This window comes from Brevibacterium sp. CSND-B09, from assembly GCF_052906525.1.
Genome location: NZ_JBREGI010000001.1, coordinates 1,190,294 through 1,207,332 on the forward strand (window position 1 = coordinate 1,190,294; position 17,039 = coordinate 1,207,332).

Genomic DNA, 17,039 nt, shown 5'->3' on the forward strand with positions numbered 1-17,039 from the left:
AGTTCTTCCCTTCTGGGCACGAGTTCACGCCCACGGTTGAGGTCGGAGACCATGGGCTCCTCGATAGTTCGGCGAAGTCGGTTCGATCCAATCGCCGAGGAGACTCTGCGCGATCCGATAGACCGTGACCTTCAACGGGTGGCAGTTCTCCACCGGATCTGACGAGCCGACCCCGAACATCGGTGCGGAGAGATCCCCGCCGGGGCAGGTGGACAAGGCCGCGAGCAGGTCCTGCTCGGCGAAGAACTCGAAGTGGTCGCCTGGTCGTGCGGGGCAAGTCTTCATGAAGTATTCGTCGTTGTCATTCAGTCCGGTGCATTGGAAGACGTTGAGCACATCGTGGACATCGAATTCGGTGAGGCCGTAAGGCAGGATCGCGCGGACGAGGTTGGAATGGCAGTGGTAGTCGAAGTCGACGCCGCTCAGCATCTGCGAGACGTATGGGTCGCATCGGGTGCCCAGGGTGTCGTGCAGTCGGCCGCCTTCCGGGTCGGTGCCGTAATCGGACAGCGTGTCTCCGACGATGGTGGCCATTGGCCGCAGGAACGGCAGAGTCGACCACAGGCGGTCGAAGGTGGAAACGTGAGCAGCCTGCAGCTGACGGGTCCGTGCCGCCCAGAACCGCTCTCTGGGGTCGTGGCGATTCCACAGATTCAGGTCGCCGACCTGCGGACCGTCGACGGTGGATATGCGGCAGACATGGTCGGCGGGGACGTCCCAAGCCTGCCCGGAACGGATGGGAATGGTGAATTCGTCGATGATTTCCCGGCATTGGGTGTCTTCACCGATCCGTGAGTAGTAGTAGTTTCTGTCGACCTCGAGCGCGGCGCTCTGATAGGCGGCTTCCTGCAGACGGCTCTGAGTCATTGGACGCATCCTCCTCCGTAGCTGTGTTGCCTGCAACGATGCCAGCTTCTGCCCGTCTGCCCAAGGGGTTGTTAATCAGGTCTATGCTGAAAAGTAGGAATGGACGCAGTCGATTGGGCCGCGCCGTCGGATGCACCGAACCGCGTGGACCGAGCAGTGGGAGGGCGGAATGGCTGAAGAGAGGATCGACGTCGAGATGCAGGACACGGGGGAATTCCTGGCCAGCATCCACTCAGCGACGGGAACCGACGAGATCGTTCTGATGTTCGACGATGCCGAAGACGTCTCCGACGGACTCTTGGGCAACGACGAGCCCACTGTCCGCGCGACCGTGGAATTCCTCCTCAGCCATCAGCCTCCCGGAGATCTGCCGGACCGGATCGACCTCGTCGACATCGCCGCCGCCTACGACGGAGCTATCGAGTCCATCCGCGGACTGCGGGGATAGCATCCCGCGGCATTTTGCAGACAGTGAGGGCGGGTCCGACATGATCTGTCGGCCCCGCCCTCAGCTATTCAGTTCTGTTGAGACTTCAGTCCAGCAGGTCGTGACGCACGATCGACTGTTCGCGATCGGGGCCGACGCCGATGACCGACATCCGGCAGCCCGAGAGCTCCTCGAGCGCAAGCACGTACTTCCGCGCGTTCTCCGGCAGGTCGTCGAAAGTCCGGGCCTTCGTGATGTCCTCGGTCCAGCCGTCGAAGTATTCGAAGATCGGCTTCGCGTGGTGGAACTCGGTCTGCGACACAGGCATCTCGTCCTGGCGCACTCCGTCGACGTCGTAGGCCACACAGACCGGGATCCGGTCGATGCCGGTGAGCACGTCGAGCTTGGTCAGCACATAGTCGGTGAAGCCGTTGGTGCGGGCGGCGTAGCGGGCGATGACCGCGTCGTACCAGCCGCAGCGGCGCGGACGACCGGTGTTGACGCCGAATTCCCCGCCGGCCTTCTGCAGGTATTCGCCCATCTCGTCGAAGAGCTCGGTCGGGAATGGTCCGGCGCCCACACGGGTCGTGTAGGCCTTGACGATGCCGACGACGCGGTTGATCCGGGTCGGACCGATGCCTGTGCCGACGCAGGATCCGCCGGCGGTCGGGTTCGACGAGGTGACGAACGGGTACGTGCCGTGGTCGACGTCGAGCATGGTCGCCTGACCACCCTCCATGACGACGACCTCACCGCGGTCGAGTGCCTCATTGAGCATGAGCTCTGTCTCAGCGACGTAGGGGCGCAGGCGTTCGATGAAGGGCTCGAAGTACTCGACGATCTCTTCGACCGACACCGCCCGACGGTTGTAGACCTTGACGAGCAGTTCATTCTTCTGCCGCAGCGATCCTTCGATCTTCTGACGCAGGATGGACTCGTCGAAGACGTCCTGGACGCGGATGCCCAGGCGCCCGATCTTGTCCATATAGGCCGGTCCGATGCCGCGGCCAGTGGTGCCGATGGCCCGCTTGCCGAGGAATCGCTCGGTCACCTTGTCGAGAGTCTGGTGGTACGGAGCCACGAGGTGGGCGTTCGCGGAGATGCGCAGCTTAGACGTGTCCGCGCCGCGGGATTCGAGTGCGTCGATCTCCTCGAAGAGCGCCTCGAGGTTGACGACGACGCCGTTGCCGATGACCGGGGTGACGTTCGGTGAGAGGATGCCCGCCGGCAGAAGCTTGAGTTCGTACTTCTCTCCTCCGACGACAACCGTGTGGCCGGCGTTGTTCCCACCATTGGGCTTGACCACGTAGTCGACGCTGGTGCCGAGGATGTCGGTGGTCTTACCTTTACCTTCGTCGCCCCACTGAGCGCCGACGACAACGATTGCTGGCATGAGAGTGCTTCACCTCGAAGTGAAAAGGGATGTCATTACTCCCCAAGTCTACTGGGTCACACTGACGCAACCGTCAGCGGGCGAGCGCCGCCCGTCACCGCGGATGAGAAGCGCTCACACCACACAGGCCGCCCCGAGTCCCAAAGTGCGCAATCGCACGTCCATGACGCGCGATTTCCGCTGGATGCAACTACAGACGTCAGGGACAATGGACCCATGCGCACCAGATCGATCACCACCATTGCCATCGCCGGCATGCTCGCTCTCAGCGGATGTTCCGGCGCGAATGGAACCGACGAGCCCCAGACCGATGACTCGTCATCGCAGGACACCGCTTCGGCACCGAACGAGTCGACCTCCGCAACGACAGACGACGCCGATGAGTCGGCCGAGGACCCAGACGATTCGTCCGAAGAGGGCTCCCCAACAGCAGACGATTCGGCAGACTCGACCCTGACTCTCGACACCGGCGAGAAAACCGTCACGATCGAACCCACCGCTGTCTACTGCTCCGGCGAACCCGGCAGCCTCCAGCACATCATCGGCAAGACGGACAACGAGCTGCCGCTGGTCAAGGCCGAAGGCACCGACTTCGTCATGGTCAAGGTCGGACAAGGACGCCCCTACAAGGCGAACAATCCCAAAGGAATCGCCATCGGCGATGAGAGCGTGACCTTCGACGGGACCGAGCTCGGCTCGGCCACGCTCGACGGAACCATGACCTGCACCGACTGGGAGGACTGAGTCAGCGCCCACACACATACACACCGCGCGCCGCGATCCCGAAGAAGCCGGGGCCGCGGCGCGCATTGCATCCGGTCTCACTCCATGCTCATCCCCTTGGCCGGGGCGATCCGCGACATCGACCTCGCCGGTATCGCCGAGGCGAGAACGGCGGCGAGCACTGCGGCGACGCCGATCAGCCCGATCTGCCCCCACGGCACGGACAGCACCGGATTCGCCGAGGCAGGCATGATCGATGCCGTTCCGACCCAGCCGAAGAACGTCCCGACCCCGGCTCCGACGATGAGTGCGATGACCGTCATGAGCAGCGATTCGATCGTGATCATCCGCGACATCGCAGCTCGGGTGAATCCTAGCGCCCGCAGCAGGGCACCCTCTCGGCGTCGTTCGATGACCGAGAGCGTGAGTGTGTTGCTCACTCCGATCACGGCGATGACCACCGCGGCCGCCAGCAGTCCGAGCACCACGCTCAGAGCGACCTGGAATATCGAGGCGAAATCCGCCCGATACTGCGCCGCCGTCGCATCGGCTGAGGCACCGACGGCGTCGAGTTCGGAGGTCAGGGCCTCGATCTGCGAGCTCGATGCATCATCGGCGATCTTCGCCCACGTCTGTTCGGTAGCCGTGTCGCCGGCCGCATTGTCGCCGGCCCCCTCGAGGGTCTTCGCGTCGGCACCGCTGACCAGGGCCGTCCCCGCGGGGACGTCGTAGGAGGTCTCGATCGTCAGATCGAGATTCTGATCGCCGAGGCGGACGGTCGCGCTCTGGCCGTCGACATCAGAATCCTTCTCGTCGAGTCCCACCGTTGTCGGGTCGAGGAGGATCGTGCCCTCATCGACGTCGTAGCCGTCGCTGCGCAGGACCGGGGAGTCGGCGGCCGCCTCGGCGCTGGTGATCGCCACATCACCGGAGCCGTCGGTCCCGTCGACGCTCACCGAGACGGTGGGCGCCGGAACGTTCTCGCGTTCCTCGACGATCGGCGAATCATCGAGCACGGAGGCGATCTTCTCATCGTCGGCACCGTCTTGCCCTGCCGTGGAGACCACGAGGTCGACCGGGGTGTCCTCGGCAGTAGCGAGTTCGAGGGTTCGCTGCAGGCTCGAGGAACCGACGACCACGGCTGTGACGAGGGTGATTCCGATGAGCAGGGCACCCGTCGTCGAGGCGGTGCGTCCTCCCGCTGTGCTCGCCGACCGTCCGGCCAGCTTCACCGCCGGCGAGCGCCGGGTGAGGAGGCCGACTGCGGCGGCGAACAGCGCCACCAATGGCGGCACGAAGACCTTCGCACCGACGAGGAGAGCGACGAAGAGCGCGAAGCAGCCGACGATGCCGAACAGCACGGACTGGCTCGTAGTCCCGAGCAGGCACAGACCGATTCCGCCGATGCCGAGCACAAGCGACAGGCTCAGTCGCACCCACCGGATGCGCGGGGCAGCCGCAGGCACATCGACCGGTCGGAGTGCCTCGATCGGGGACACCCGGGAGGCCCGGATCGCGGGGATCAACCCTGCCGCGAGGGTGACGAGGATGCCGACGACGGGCCCGACGACGATCGCCGAGACGGACGGTGACATCTGGGCGAATTCCGGCATCCAGAACGCTCGGACCACGGTTGAGAGTCCCCAACCGATGAGGAGACCGAGTCCGACGCCCAGCACGGATCCGACGATCCCGAGGCTGAGGCTCTCCACCACCGCGGCCCCGCGCACCTGCCTGCGTGAGGCACCGATTGCGCGGAAGAGCGCGAGGACTCTTGTGCGGGAGGCGACGAGGACGTTGAACGTGTTCGAGATGACGAGTGCCGCGACCCCCGCGGCCAGCAGGCCGAAGGCGATGCCGATGGTCGAGAGCATGTCGGAGGTCTTCGACAGCGACTCGATCTGCTCCTCGACGACCTGGTCGACGGTCCGGACCGACACGTCGGCGCCGGCATCGGCGAGAGCGGATTCGACCGCCTCGGCGAGCCCTGCGCGATCGCTCCCATCGTCGGCGACGACGCGGATGGAGTCGGGCACGAGCTCGCCCGGGGCCGTGGCCAGCCCGTCGTCGGTGAGGTAGAGGTTCATCCCCGCCGAGGAGGAGCTGGGCATGATGCCCGAGACGGTGTAGCTCGGGCCGTCGGCGGCGGAATGTCCCGGCCCGTCGAATTCGCCGAGGGTGATGGTGTCACCGACGCCGACCCCAAGGGTCTTCGCATCGGCTTCGCGGAGCATGAGTTCATCATCCGAGTCCGGGACGGAGCCGTCCACGGTGTCGACCTGTCCCTGTGGGAGGTTCGTGGCCGACCCCGTCACCGAGGTGGTTCCGGCCTCAACGGCGACGAAGGCGGACTGGGTGAGCTGGGCGGATTGGACCCCGTCGACCTCGGCCGCGGTCTGGCGCATGGATTCGGTGAGCGGGGACGCCTCATCGGCTGCGGCCGGATCATCGGGTTCGTCCGCGGTGATCGCGACGTCGGCGCCGGCCCATTCGGCTTGGACCTGGTTGCGCAGGGTGTCGCCGAAGGCCTGGGAGAACAGGAGCGCCGCGACGATGAAGGCCACTGACACGGCGATCGCGATCATCGCCGCACTCAGACGCCCGGAGGCGCTGCGGAGGTTGGACCAGGCGATGCGGATCATCGGGCACCTCCGCCCGTCGGCGCGGTTCCGGCTGCAGACCCGGCTCCGGCCGCAGGCCCGGCCGACTGGCCAGCGGGTGCGGCTCCCGAAGCTGCCGAGCCTGCCGTGACATTCATCAGGGCGGTGACCACGGATTCCGGGTCCGGTTGGGCGAGCTCACCGGCCAGTCGTCCGTCGGCGAGCAGCACGACACGGTCGGCACGGGCTGCAGCTCGGGGATCGTGGGTGACCATGACGACGGTCTGACCGAGTTCATCGACCGAGGCGCGCAGGATGTTCAGGACCTCTTCACCGGAGTTCGAGTCGAGGTTGCCGGTGGGCTCGTCGGCGACGAGCACATCGGGCTGGGCGACGAGTGCGCGAGCGACGGCGACTCGCTGCTGCTGTCCGCCGGAGAGTTCGTGCGGCCGGTGGCCCAGGCGCTCGCGCAGACCGAGCAGGTCGACCATGCGATCGAAGATGCGGCGATCGGTCTTCTGGCCCGACAGCTGCGAGGGCAGCAGGATGTTCTCTTCGGCACTCATCGCGGGCACGAGATTGAAGGACTGGAAGACGAAGCCGATGCGGTCGCGGCGCAGCGCCGTGAGCTTGCGGTCGTTCAGCCGTGAGATAGCCGTGCGTCCGATGAAGACCTCGCCCGCATCCGGGGTGTCGAGTCCGGCGAGCATGTTGAGCAGCGTCGATTTGCCCGAGCCGGAGGGTCCCATGATGGCAGTGAAGCGTTCGGCTTCGATGTCGAGGCTGAGGTCGTCAAGCGGACGGACCTGCGCGTCCCCTCTACCGTAGGTTTTGCGCAGTCCGATGGCTTGGATGGCCAGCCTCGGCGCGGGGCTCGAACCCTGGCCCCGAGTCGACCCTTGCGCGGGGGTCGGGGATGAGGTCGGGGAAGGATGGGCATCGGTGTATGTCGCTGATGTGTTCATGCCTCCAGCTTCGTCGCCGGGCCCACCCTCCCACATCGGACCTGAGGATGGTCTTCGCCGCAGAGCGCCGAGGCGGCCGTGGCCCGACCGTCATACCTGAGGATGATCTCGGATTCCCTTGAGCGACCTTGCTCGCCGACGATGAACCGGTCTCGAGCGGTCAGCCCGGGCGCGTGCGAGATACTTCCGACTCAGTGACCGGGCCCGACGAGACCGGCTTCGTAGGCGAACACGACGGCCTGCACACGGTCGCGAGCCTCGAGCTTCATCAGGATCCGACCGACGTGGGTCTTCACGGTCGGCTGGGCGAGAAAGAGCCGCTCGCCGATCTCGGTGTTGCTCAGACCGGTGGCGATGAGGACGAGGACCTCGGTCTCGCGCTGGGTCAGTGACTCCAACCGACGCATATCGGCCGCATCGAGACGGCTCGCACCGGCCCGCCCGGACGCATCCGCGCCATCGTTGCTCTGCATCGCCCGTTCGCTCAGTGCAGAGGCGCTGACCTCGGATGATGCAGGCTCACCGTCCCCGGGTGGGGTGGGCGCAACGCCCCCGGCCGATGTCGCATCGGTTTCCGAGGCCTCCGACTGCGGATCCGAATGGGGCGGATCCCCCGCGCCGAGGTGGGGCAGGAGCCGTGTCTCGAGCAGTCGTTTGGTGGTGGTGGGAGCGATGACGGCGCCACCGTCGACGACCGTGCGGATCGACTCGAGGAGCACCTCGGGCAGGGTGTCTTTGAGCAGGAAGCCTGACGCACCGGCGCGCAGCGCGCGCAGGGCGTAATCGTCATCGTCGAAGGTGGTCAGCACGATGATCTTCGGGGGACGGACCGTCCCCTCATCGGCGAGAGCAAGGATCCGCTGGGTCGCTTCGATGCCGTCGATACGGGGCATCCGAACGTCCATGAGCACGACATCGGGTTCGTCCTGCCTGACGATGTCGAGACCTGCCGCACCGTCGCCGGCCTGTGCGACGACGGTGAGGTCCGGTTGGGAGTCGATGACCATGGCGAAGCCCGCCCTCACGAGGGCCTGATCATCGACGAGCACGATGCGAAGCGGCCCGCTCTCCTGAGCATCAGTCCGACCGTGCACTGTCGCCTCGCCATCGGCGCTCATCGGCTGCTCTCCTCGACTTCGGCGGACTGACTCTCTCCCGCCTCGTCGGTCTGTCCTGTTGCGGCGGACTGACTCTCCCCCGCCTCGGCGGTCTGCCCTGCTACGGCTGTCTGCCTGGTTCCGGCAGACCCATTCTCCCCATGGTCGGACGGATCATGGGGGCTGGCGCCCGGAGTGACGCTGGGATCGGCTTCGGGTTCGGGACTGGGCACGGGAGCGGACAGCGGCAACCTGGCCTCGACGAGGAATCCCGTGGTCGTTCCGAAGGCGCTTCCCATGACCGCGCCGGAGGAGAACCCGGGCTTCGCATCGGTGTGCCCTTCGGACCGGTCCTTCACTCCGGTTGAACGGATCGGCCGGGCCATGAGCGTTCCGCCGTAGAGCGCAGCGCGTTCCTGCATGCCGACGATTCCGTATCCACGGCCGTGGGTCGCATTCCGTGCCGGATCGTCGGCTCCGTGGCTGTCGGCTTCTCCGCTCCTGCGGCCTGTCGCGTTTCCGGTTCCGTTGTCGCTGATCCGGGCGACGAGCTCTGCGTCCTCGGTCAGCAGCTCGACATGTGCCCGGGCACCGTCCCCGGCATGCTTGAGCACATTCGTCAGCGCTTCCTGAACGATGCGGTAGACGGCGAGCGACGCTCCTTCGGCCAAGCGTCCGCGGTCGACCTCATCCAGTTCGGTCACCGAGACCGGAAGCCCCGCCGATCGCACATCGGCGATGAGGGAGCCGATGTCGGCGACGCCGGGCAGCGGCGACGAAGAGCGCTCGTCGTCCTCCTCGGCGCGGAGGAAGCCGAGCAGCGACCGCGTCTGTGCCAAGGCTTCCCGTCCGGTCTGTGCGATGGTCTCGAGGGCTCCGACCGCGACGGCCGGATCGGTCTTCGCCGCATAGCGTCCTCCGTCGGCTTGGGCGATGACGACGGACAGGGAATGGGCGATGACATCATGCATTTCGCGGGCAATGCGCATGCGTTCGGCATCGGCGGCCAGCCGGGTCTCGGATTCGCGTTCGCGTTCCAGCAGGCGGTTGCGCTCGCGGATGCCCTCGATCTCGCGGCGGCGACGGAATCCGACTCCGCCCAACAGCCAGGCGATGAGCACGATCGAAGCGCACAGCGCCACGACGACGACCAACAGCACATATTCGCCGAAAGCCAAGGGGCGCGGGTTCGCACCGATCGTCGCCTGCAGGGAGACGAGGTAGAGCCACCCGCCCAGGAAGAGCGCGCCGAGGAGGCCCAGGACGAGCACGATGCGACCGTGGTTGCGTGTCCCCCACGCTGTCGTCGAATACACGGTGATCGGCACGGCGACGATGCCGAAGGTCGGTCCCATCATCGTGAGCACGGTCAGCAGGCAGCCGACGGCGATGAGCGAGGAGCTCAGCAGCGGGGCAGTGCGCCGCAGTCCCAGCGGCAGCGTCTGGAGCAGAACGATGCCGACCTGCACTGCCACGGGCACCAGGGCGATCTCGCTCCGCTCGGCCTGGGAGGAGGTGAAGACGACGGTCAGATAGGTGATCGGCAGAGCCCAGAGCAGTGAGTCGACGATCCAAGGATGAGCGGTGAGGGTGCGACGGATGCGGTCGACGCGGTCGGGGGTGCGCTGCTGCGGCTCCGGGCGGTGGCCCTCGGTCCGGATCGGTCGATTGCTCATGTCGGCCATGGTAGTTCTGCGCCACCGGACTCACATCATACTCAGGGCTGATCCGAGCAGACGATGCCCGCCGCGGCGCTCGCCCACGGGACCGTACTCACTCGGGAGCGTCAGATCGCCGAGGCGGCGCCGCCGTCACGCACCACCCCGACTCGCCGAGGAGGTCCTTCCCTAGCGCGCGATCCCGGACCAGCCGCCGCGTCTCCCCCGTTCAGCGAGGATCTGCTCGCGGAGGATATCCGCGTGACCGCAGTGCTGGGCGAGCTCCCGCAGGACATGGAGAAGCACCCATCGCAGCGGCATCGGCCCGGCCCGATGACCGGTGAGCACGGAATCGAGGTCCATCCCCTCGATCGCCGAATGCGAGCGCTCCACGGCGGCCTGGTAGTCAGCCGAGACGCTGGCGATCGTGTCCGAGGAGTCGAGGAGGAAGGAGTCTTTTGAGTCGTGAGGCAGCCCGTAGTCGACCCGGCTCCGACCGGTGACTGCCTCACCGAACCAGACTGTTTCGACGAACACCGCATGTTTGAGCAGAGACAGCAGGCGGGTTCTGCTCGGTACCAGGGATCGCCTCGCTTCGTCTTCACTCAGGTCGTCGAGGGTCCCGAGCAGATGCTGTCGGTGTTCGTCGATGAACGCTGTGAACTGTGCGGCCAGGTCGGCCTCTCGCATGGCGAAAGTGCTGTTGGCGTCGACTCCGTTGCCTGTCATATCCCCACTGTAGAGCCGCCTCGGCGAGGGAGGACCGACCTGATCGACGACTCGCCCGAAATCGCAGGGGATCAGCATCCTTGTCCGCCACGTCCCCCACCCCTATGCTGAAGTGACCCACGTACACCGTCGTTCGGGCAGGAGCCTTGGCATTGTCGCCGGAGCCGTCGACTTCAGGGCATCACCGCTCAGAGGAGGTCGCTCATGTCCACCACGTCAATGCATCCGGCCACGAGTGCTTCGCAGAACCAGCCCGAGGACCAATCGCAGTCCCCCGCGCTGCCCTACGCCCGCCGCCGCGATCAGCTCGTCGGATCCGTCATCGATGCCTCCACCACGGTGCTCGCCCAATATCACCATGACATCGTCAAGTTCGGCATGGGTGCGCCGGCACCGGACATGCTCCCGGCCGCGGACTTCGCCCGCATCGCCTCGGACGTCTTCTCCCCGGAGAACTTCACCTACGGGGAGACGAAGGGCGAGCCCATCCTCATCGAAGCCCTCCACGACTACCTCGCCGCCACCGAACAGATCCCGCCCGAACAGCAGGGGAACCGCGACCGTCTCCTCATCACCTCCGGCGGCATGCAGGGACTCGATCTCGGGTTCAAACTCTTCGTCACCCCCGGTGACCTCGTCGCCTGTGAGTCGCCGACCTATACGAACGGTTCGGCGACGGCCATGAGCTATGAAGCGGAGATCCTCGAGATCCCCGTCGACGAAGAAGGCATGCAGATCGACGTCCTCGAGGAGCGCACACAGCGCACCGGGCGCGCCCCGAAGGTCATCTACACCGTCCCGACCTTCCAGAACCCGGCAGGCGTGACCATGTCGCTGCCACGTCGCGAGCGCCTCCTCGAGTTCGCCCACCGCCACAGGTCGGTCATCATCGAGGACAACCCGTACGGAATGCTGCGCTTCGAAGGTCAGTCCCTGCCCGCTCTGAGCGACCTCAGCCCGAACGATCCCCTCATCTTCGGGGTGCGCACGTTCTCGAAATTCGTCGCCCCGGGTCTGCGAGTCGGCTGGATCGACGTCGATCCCGAGGTCCGCGAGCTCGCCGTCAACGCCAAACAGACAATGGACTCCTGCGCCCCCGTCCCCAACCAGCACCTCATCGCCCGCTGGATGGAGGAAGGCGGCGCCGACTCCCATGTCGAGGTCCTGCGCAAGGCCTACCGCGAGCGGAAGACTGCGATGTCGGAAGGATTGGAGAGGCTCTTCCCCGGAGAGATCCGAGCCACCGATCCCGACGGCGGATTCTTCCTGTGGGTGACCTTCGAGGACGAATCCATCAACACCGAAGATCTCATGACCACCGCTCTCGAGGAGGGCGTGGCCTACATTCCCGGTCCTGCGTTCTCGCCGGCCGGGAACTTCTCGAACGCGCTGCGCCTGTGCTTCGCCTCGGCCGCTCCGGACCGCATCGATGATGGGCTGCAGCGCCTTCGCCGTGCCGTCGACCGATACCGCGCAGAGCGCTGATCAGCACGACGACACCTTCGCCGAGGCGGCTCCGACCTCGCCCGACCACGACGTCCGAGCGCTCCCGAACCGACGACCCCGCCTCGGCCGAACAGGCGGGCGCGGCCGCCTGTTCGGCGACCGTTTTCAGACCTCGCCGAGGCGGCCGATCCATTGGATGAGGAGCTGAGTCTCCGTTTCGCCCAGGATGTCCGGATTCGCCGCAGCACGTTCGATGACAGCATGACCCAGACGACCGTCGCCCGGTTCGCTCTGTCCGGTTCCGGTGATGGCGGCGAGGACGCCTTCACGGACGCCTGCCGAAAGTTCGGGATCGTTTTTGCCTTGAATGATCAGTCGCAGGGTGACGCCGATATTCGTGGCGAGCACATGAGCGGCCGCCTGCTCGTGGCCGACGACGAGCCGTCCGTCCTGTTCCGCTTTGAGCGTCAGACCGCGCAGAATCTCGCTCGGCTTCGACTGCGCCTCGGGTGAATAGCCGGGTCTGACCTTGCCGTACATGAGGGTGTAGAAACCCGGATTCTCCAGGCCGAAGGCGACGTGAGCATCCCAGCCCAGACGCAGATCCTGAATCGGGTCGCCACTGGATTCGGTCGAGGATTTGGCCGACAGGTACATGTCGAAGCCACGCTCCACGACGGCCTCGACCAGTCCCTGCTTGTTGCCGAAGAAATGGTACAGAGTGGGCATCTTGACCCCCGCCGCGTCGCAGACCGCGCGCAGAGAGAAGTCCTCTCCGGGCGTCGCGGCAATGAGGTCGGCGGCCGCTTCGAGCAGGCGGGTCCGTGTATCCGTTCCCTCAACTTCTGTCATATCGCTATATTATAGTGTACCGTCGATATAGTCCGATGTAACAACGATACGGAGGTTGAGACCATGACCGATCAGACTCTGCAAGGCAAGACCATCCTCATCGCAGGAGGCGGGAAGAACCTCGGCGGACTCATCGCTCGACAGGCCGCCGCAGCCGGAGCCGATATCGCCGTCCACTACAACTCGGAATCAACGCGCCCGGAGGCCGAAGAGACACTCGCGGCCGTCGAGGCCAGCGGATCGAAGGGCGTTCTGCTCACCGGAGATCTCACCAAGCCCGCCAACGTCGAGAGGCTCTTCGACGATGCCGTCTCGGCGCTGGAGCCCATCGATATCGCGGTGAACACGACTGGCAAGGTTCTGCGTAAGCCCATTGCGGAGACCACCGAAGACGAGTACGACGCGATGTTCGACATCAACGCGAAGGCCGCGTACTTCTTCATCAAGGAAGCAGGCAAACACCTTGCCGACAATGGGAAGATCGTCACCATCGTCACCGCCCTGCTCGCCGCGTTCACCGACGGCTACTCGACCTACGCCGGCGGCAAGAGCCCGGTCGAGCACTTCACCCGAGCCGCGGCGAAGGAGTATGCCGACCGCGGCATCTCCGTCACCGCCATCGCGCCCGGGCCCATGGACACTCCCTTCTTCTACGGTCAGGAGACCCCGGAACGAGTGGAGTTCCACAAATCGCAGGGCATGGGCAACCGTCTGACCCGTATCGAAGACATCGCACCGATCGTGCGATTCCTCGCCACGGAAGGCAGCTGGATCACCGGCCAGACGATCTTCGCCAACGGCGGCTACACCACTCGCTGAGGCGGACACGACACTTCCGTCCCCTGAGCACCCATCCAACAACCACCTCTCGAAACCACAGGAGCACACATGTCAGATCTGCAGATTCCCGAACCCGTCGCCGGCTTCATCGACACCGTCAACGCTCACGATGACCAGGGTTTCCTCGACGCATTCACCTCTGACGGAGTCGTGGATGACTGGGGCCGCGAGTTCCAGGGCCGAGAGGCCATCAAGGCGTGGAGCGACAAGGAGTTCATCGGCGCAACCGGCATCCTCACGCCAGAGGAGGTCACCGTCGACGGAAACGACGTCATCGTCGTCGGCGATTGGCGTTCGACGCATGCCAACGGTCGATCATCATTCGCCTTCATCATCGACGGCGACAAACTGAGCCGGATGACGATCCGCGAAGGCTGAGGCTCGGCGAGCGCTGATACCCGAGCGGGGGCCGTCGGATGCCGGCCATCTTCGGATGCCGGCCATCCGACGGCCCTTTCGCTATGGTCCTGTGGCACAATATTGGTGTCGCGACTGCGCGGCACGGCGGTGGGGCTCGCCGTACCCAACCTCGGAAGCGGAACCTCGGTGTTCGTCTTCGACAACAGTCCCTACCTCGACCGGCTTCAGCATGCCCGAAAGGTAGGAGAGACCATGACCGCCAGCCCCGATCCGATATACGACGGGCCGCCGCGCGCCCGCATCATCCTCGGCGTCGTCCCCGATCAGCCCGCCGAGGTGATCGCCGCCGCCGCGGACTACGCCGCCCACTTCGACGCCGAGCTCGTCTGCGCCCACGTCGACGACTCCCGCTACACCGTTGAGACTCGTCCCGACGGTTCCGTGCTCTCGATGCCCATCGATCCGGACACCACCGACGAGGCAGCCACCGAGTTCGACCCCGAACTCCAGGACCGCATCGCTGTAGCCCTGGAAGGCACGAATGTTGCCTGGTCGACCCGCGCACTGGCCGGGTCACCGGCACAGGAACTCGACCGGCTCGCCGAGGCGCTCGATGCCCGCATGATCATCCTCGGCGTCCGTCGCGCAGGTGTTCGCGGCTCACTGCATGAGTTCTTCAATGGCTCGGTCGCGATCCAACTGTCAAGGCGCCAGCATCGCCCCCTCGTCGTCGTTCCGCTGGCGACAGGCACCGACGACATGGGCAACCCCGAATCCCCTGCGACGTCGCCGACCCCTGGCGCTTCCCCCGCTGCCGAGACTCAAGCCGGCGAGGGCGAGCAGTGACCCGGCCGGTCCACCTGCGCCTGTCCTATCTGGGGCTCGCGTTCATCGGCGGCGTACTCGGAACCGCGGCACGCGAGGCGATCAGTCTGAGCCTGCCGCCCCTCGGCGATGTGCCGTGGGCAATCCTCACGGTCAACATCCTCGGGGCGTTCCTGCTCGGCCTGCTGCTGGATTCCCTGGCGCGCAGCGGTCCCGATGAAGGGTGGCGTCGCCGAACACGGATCCTGGTCGGCACCGGTTTCATGGGCGGGTTCACCACGTACAGCGCGCTGGCCGCGGATACCGCTGGTCTCCTCGGCGCGGATCCGGGTGGTGCGAGCAACCCCGGCATCGGCCTTGCCTACGCGGTGGGAACGGTACTCATCGGCGGTCTCGCCACGTTCGCCGGCATCGCCACGGCGACGACGCTGCGTCGAGGAGGTGCCCGATGACGCCGCTGGTCTTCGTCGCCCTTGCCGCCGCCGGCGGACTCGGCGCCTCATCACGAATGCTGATCGACGGACTCATCAAGTCCCGCATGAGCACGGCCCTGCCGTGGGGAACGATCATCATCAATGTCTCGGGATCACTCGTGCTCGGCCTGCTGACCGGACTGGCCGGAGCGAACCTGCTTCCGGAAGCCTGGCACCTGGTGCTCGGCACGGGATTCCTCGGCGGCTATACGACGTTTTCGACGGCGAGCTTCGAGACTGTTCGGCTTCTCCAGGAACGTCGCTGGGTCGCCGGCCTGGTCAACGGGCTTGGCACCCTCGTCTTCGCCACGGCGGCCGCGGCGATCGGAATGTGGCTCGGCGGCCTGGCTTAGCTGCGACCGACCGTTCTGGGCTCAGCCACATCTCCACACGCTCACCCTCGGCGAGACGCTGTCCGCGCAGATGCCAGACGCCTAACGGCCCATTTGAAGGTGAAGAGCCCATATTCAAATCTGAGATTTTCACCTTCAACTGGGCCGTCAGCGTATGAGCATTGAGCCGCTCCAGCGACTCTGCCTCAACTCACTTATACGCGCGGTGGTACTGAGCCGGGCGGTAGTCGATGTCGAAGCGCAGTGCGTCGGCGGCGCGCAGCGCGAAGTTCGGATCGCGCAGGTACTCACGGCCCACGAGGATCACATCGGCCTGGCCGGTGGCCAGAATGTGCTCGCCCTGGAACGGTTCGCTGATGAGGCCGACGGCCGCGGCCGGCAGCCCCGATCCCTGCCGCACGCCGGCGGCCAGGGTCGTCTGGTAGCCGGGACCGACGGGAATCGACGCCATCACATTGCCGCCGGAGGAGACGTCGATGAGGTCGACGCCGTGTTCCTTGAGCCATCCGGCGACGTGGACGGTGTCGTCGAGTGTGAGCCCGCCTTCTGTCCAGTCCGTCGCGGAGAGGCGCACGAACACGGGAACGTCCTCGCCCACCTCGGTGCGGGTGGCATCGACGATGTCGAGCAGCAGTCGGGCCCGGTTCTCCAAGGATCCGCCGTAGGAGTCGGTGCGGGTGTTGCTCAGCGGGGACAGGAACTCGTGGAGGAGGTATCCGTGTGCGGCGTGGATCTCGACGAAGTCGAACCCGGCCTCGATCGCCCGGCGGGTCGAGGACCGGAAGGCGGCGACCACCTCGGCGATCTCATCCTCGGTCAGCGCGCGCGGTTCGGCGAGGCCGTCGAAGGCCAGTGCGGACGGAGCCACGGTCTGCCAACCGCCTTCGTCGACAGGCAGGCTGCCGTCGCGGTCGGTGCCCCACTCCGGATAGGTCGAGGCCTTGCGGCCGGCATGGGCGAGCTGGATGCCGGCGGCCGCGCCCTGCGAGTGGAGGAAGTCGACGATGGGGACGAAGGCATCGCGCTGTTCGTCGTTCCACAGCCCCAGATCCTTGGCCGAGATGCGCGCCTCCGGAGCGACTCCGGTGGCTTCGACGATGACGGCGCCGGCTCCGCCGCGGGCCATCGCACCGTAGTGGACGGTGTGCCAAGGAGCGGGGACCCCGTCTAGAGTCTCGACGGAGTACTGGCACATGGGCGGAACCCAGATCCGATTGCGGAAGGTCAGGCCGCGCAGTGTGAGCGGTTCGAACAGCAGATGAGACATGACACCTCGTGATCTCGTCGAAAGCAGTCGTCTGGAAGTATGAGATTCTTCGTACTTCGAGTTTGCACTTTACTACGATGAATTTCGTACTACCAAATATTTCGTACAATGGGAGAGATACGGCGCTACCTGTGATCGGTGGCTGTTCAGACGACATCCACCGA

17 protein-coding genes are annotated in these 17,039 nt (G+C 65.7%); 8 read left to right on the forward strand and 9 right to left on the reverse strand.

Annotated elements, in window-relative coordinates:
- Positions 1–24: 24 nt before the first annotated feature.
- Positions 25–867, reverse strand: a complete 843-nt coding sequence (locus ACU4IU_RS05620) for an urea carboxylase-associated family protein (RefSeq protein ID WP_376905426.1) — start codon at positions 865–867, stop codon at positions 25–27.
- 169 nt (positions 868–1,036) lie between these two features.
- On the opposite strand from ACU4IU_RS05620, the gene ACU4IU_RS05625 reads away from it, so the two are divergent.
- Positions 1,037–1,315: a hypothetical protein gene (locus ACU4IU_RS05625; RefSeq protein ID WP_139906952.1), complete on the forward strand. Its 279-nt coding sequence runs from the start codon at positions 1,037–1,039 to the stop codon at positions 1,313–1,315.
- 85 nt (positions 1,316–1,400) lie between these two features.
- On the opposite strand, the gene ACU4IU_RS05630 is transcribed toward ACU4IU_RS05625, so the two are convergent.
- Entirely contained in the window at positions 1,401–2,687 is a 1,287-nt protein-coding gene (locus tag ACU4IU_RS05630) for an adenylosuccinate synthase (protein WP_172174962.1), read from the reverse strand.
- A 216-nt stretch (positions 2,688–2,903) separates the two neighbouring features.
- On the opposite strand from ACU4IU_RS05630, the gene ACU4IU_RS05635 reads away from it, so the two are divergent.
- Positions 2,904–3,431 (forward strand): hypothetical protein, encoded by a 528-nt coding sequence (locus ACU4IU_RS05635; RefSeq protein WP_139906950.1) that lies wholly within the window; start codon positions 2,904–2,906, stop codon positions 3,429–3,431.
- A gap of 77 nt (positions 3,432–3,508) precedes the next feature.
- Here ACU4IU_RS05635 and ACU4IU_RS05640 read toward each other — a convergent pair whose 3' ends face one another.
- The 5 genes from ACU4IU_RS05640 to ACU4IU_RS05660 all read right to left on the reverse strand — a co-directional run bounded on the left by ACU4IU_RS05640 (position 3,509) and on the right by ACU4IU_RS05660 (position 10,459).
- Positions 3,509–6,052: an ABC transporter permease gene (locus tag ACU4IU_RS05640; RefSeq protein WP_376905429.1), complete on the reverse strand. Its 2,544-nt coding sequence runs from the start codon at positions 6,050–6,052 to the stop codon at positions 3,509–3,511.
- Entirely contained in the window at positions 6,049–6,975 is a 927-nt protein-coding gene (locus tag ACU4IU_RS05645; RefSeq protein ID WP_376905431.1) for an ABC transporter ATP-binding protein, read from the reverse strand. Before ACU4IU_RS05645 ends, ACU4IU_RS05640 begins: the two co-directional genes overlap by 4 nt.
- A gap of 191 nt (positions 6,976–7,166) precedes the next feature.
- Positions 7,167–8,093 (reverse strand): response regulator transcription factor, encoded by a 927-nt coding sequence (locus ACU4IU_RS05650; protein WP_376905433.1) that lies wholly within the window; start codon positions 8,091–8,093, stop codon positions 7,167–7,169.
- Entirely contained in the window at positions 8,090–9,748 is a 1,659-nt protein-coding gene (locus ACU4IU_RS05655) for a sensor histidine kinase (protein ID WP_446656101.1), read from the reverse strand. Before ACU4IU_RS05655 ends, ACU4IU_RS05650 begins: the two co-directional genes overlap by 4 nt.
- Positions 9,749–9,919: 171 nt before the next feature.
- Positions 9,920–10,459 carry a DinB family protein gene (locus ACU4IU_RS05660; RefSeq protein WP_229664162.1) on the reverse strand — a complete coding sequence of 180 codons (540 nt, stop codon included), beginning with the start codon at positions 10,457–10,459 and terminating at the stop codon, positions 9,920–9,922.
- 204 nt (positions 10,460–10,663) lie between these two features.
- Between ACU4IU_RS05660 and ACU4IU_RS05665 the strand changes: the two genes are divergently transcribed.
- Positions 10,664–11,944 (forward strand): aminotransferase-like domain-containing protein, encoded by a 1,281-nt coding sequence (locus ACU4IU_RS05665; protein WP_446656102.1) that lies wholly within the window; start codon positions 10,664–10,666, stop codon positions 11,942–11,944.
- 126 nt (positions 11,945–12,070) lie between these two features.
- On the opposite strand, the gene ACU4IU_RS05670 is transcribed toward ACU4IU_RS05665, so the two are convergent.
- Complete coding sequence (locus tag ACU4IU_RS05670; protein ID WP_172174944.1) at positions 12,071–12,757, reverse strand: TetR/AcrR family transcriptional regulator; 687 nt, start codon at positions 12,755–12,757, stop codon at positions 12,071–12,073.
- 63 nt (positions 12,758–12,820) lie between these two features.
- Between ACU4IU_RS05670 and ACU4IU_RS05675 the strand changes: the two genes are divergently transcribed.
- From ACU4IU_RS05675 to crcB, 5 genes are all read left to right on the forward strand, one after another.
- Positions 12,821–13,576: an SDR family oxidoreductase gene (locus ACU4IU_RS05675; RefSeq protein WP_446656103.1), complete on the forward strand. Its 756-nt coding sequence runs from the start codon at positions 12,821–12,823 to the stop codon at positions 13,574–13,576.
- A gap of 69 nt (positions 13,577–13,645) precedes the next feature.
- Positions 13,646–13,975 carry a nuclear transport factor 2 family protein gene (locus ACU4IU_RS05680; protein WP_139469895.1) on the forward strand — a complete coding sequence of 110 codons (330 nt, stop codon included), beginning with the start codon at positions 13,646–13,648 and terminating at the stop codon, positions 13,973–13,975.
- 105 nt (positions 13,976–14,080) lie between these two features.
- Complete coding sequence (locus tag ACU4IU_RS05685; protein ID WP_446656104.1) at positions 14,081–14,803, forward strand: universal stress protein; 723 nt, start codon at positions 14,081–14,083, stop codon at positions 14,801–14,803.
- A complete protein-coding gene (locus tag ACU4IU_RS05690) occupies positions 14,800–15,234 on the forward strand; it encodes a fluoride efflux transporter FluC (protein WP_259358783.1) in 435 nt (144 codons plus the stop codon). The genes ACU4IU_RS05685 and ACU4IU_RS05690 overlap by 4 nt, the downstream gene beginning before the upstream one ends.
- Positions 15,231–15,608, forward strand: coding sequence for a fluoride efflux transporter CrcB (gene crcB, locus ACU4IU_RS05695; RefSeq protein ID WP_259358784.1), 378 nt, complete (start codon positions 15,231–15,233; stop codon positions 15,606–15,608). The genes ACU4IU_RS05690 and crcB overlap by 4 nt, the downstream gene beginning before the upstream one ends.
- Before the next feature lie 190 nt (positions 15,609–15,798).
- Here crcB and ACU4IU_RS05700 read toward each other — a convergent pair whose 3' ends face one another.
- Positions 15,799–16,875 (reverse strand): NADH:flavin oxidoreductase/NADH oxidase, encoded by a 1,077-nt coding sequence (locus ACU4IU_RS05700; protein ID WP_376905444.1) that lies wholly within the window; start codon positions 16,873–16,875, stop codon positions 15,799–15,801.
- Positions 16,876–17,039 lie beyond the last annotated feature (164 nt).

Excerpts from the sequence above, each read along its gene's own strand:
- ACU4IU_RS05635 (WP_139906950.1), top strand. The coding sequence starts at position 2,904 with ATGCGCACCAGATCGATCACCACCATTGCCATCGCCGGCATGCTCGCT.
- ACU4IU_RS05680 (WP_139469895.1), top strand. The coding sequence starts at position 13,646 with ATGTCAGATCTGCAGATTCCCGAACCCGTCGCCGGCTTCATCGACACC.
- ACU4IU_RS05625 (WP_139906952.1), top strand. The coding sequence starts at position 1,037 with ATGGCTGAAGAGAGGATCGACGTCGAGATGCAGGACACGGGGGAATTC.
- ACU4IU_RS05650 (WP_376905433.1), bottom strand. The coding sequence starts at position 8,093 with ATGAGCGCCGATGGCGAGGCGACAGTGCACGGTCGGACTGATGCTCAG.
- ACU4IU_RS05660 (WP_229664162.1), bottom strand. The coding sequence starts at position 10,459 with ATGACAGGCAACGGAGTCGACGCCAACAGCACTTTCGCCATGCGAGAG.
- ACU4IU_RS05640 (WP_376905429.1), bottom strand. The coding sequence starts at position 6,052 with ATGATCCGCATCGCCTGGTCCAACCTCCGCAGCGCCTCCGGGCGTCTG.
- ACU4IU_RS05675 (WP_446656103.1), top strand. The coding sequence starts at position 12,821 with ATGACCGATCAGACTCTGCAAGGCAAGACCATCCTCATCGCAGGAGGC.
- ACU4IU_RS05645 (WP_376905431.1), bottom strand. The coding sequence starts at position 6,975 with ATGAACACATCAGCGACATACACCGATGCCCATCCTTCCCCGACCTCA.
- ACU4IU_RS05620 (WP_376905426.1), bottom strand. The coding sequence starts at position 867 with ATGACTCAGAGCCGTCTGCAGGAAGCCGCCTATCAGAGCGCCGCGCTC.
- crcB (WP_259358784.1), top strand. The coding sequence starts at position 15,231 with ATGACGCCGCTGGTCTTCGTCGCCCTTGCCGCCGCCGGCGGACTCGGC.
- ACU4IU_RS05665 (WP_446656102.1), top strand. The coding sequence starts at position 10,664 with ATGTCCACCACGTCAATGCATCCGGCCACGAGTGCTTCGCAGAACCAG.
- ACU4IU_RS05630 (WP_172174962.1), bottom strand. The coding sequence starts at position 2,687 with ATGCCAGCAATCGTTGTCGTCGGCGCTCAGTGGGGCGACGAAGGTAAA.
- ACU4IU_RS05700 (WP_376905444.1), bottom strand. The coding sequence starts at position 16,875 with ATGTCTCATCTGCTGTTCGAACCGCTCACACTGCGCGGCCTGACCTTC.
- ACU4IU_RS05670 (WP_172174944.1), bottom strand. The coding sequence starts at position 12,757 with ATGACAGAAGTTGAGGGAACGGATACACGGACCCGCCTGCTCGAAGCG.
- ACU4IU_RS05655 (WP_446656101.1), bottom strand. The coding sequence starts at position 9,748 with ATGAGCAATCGACCGATCCGGACCGAGGGCCACCGCCCGGAGCCGCAG.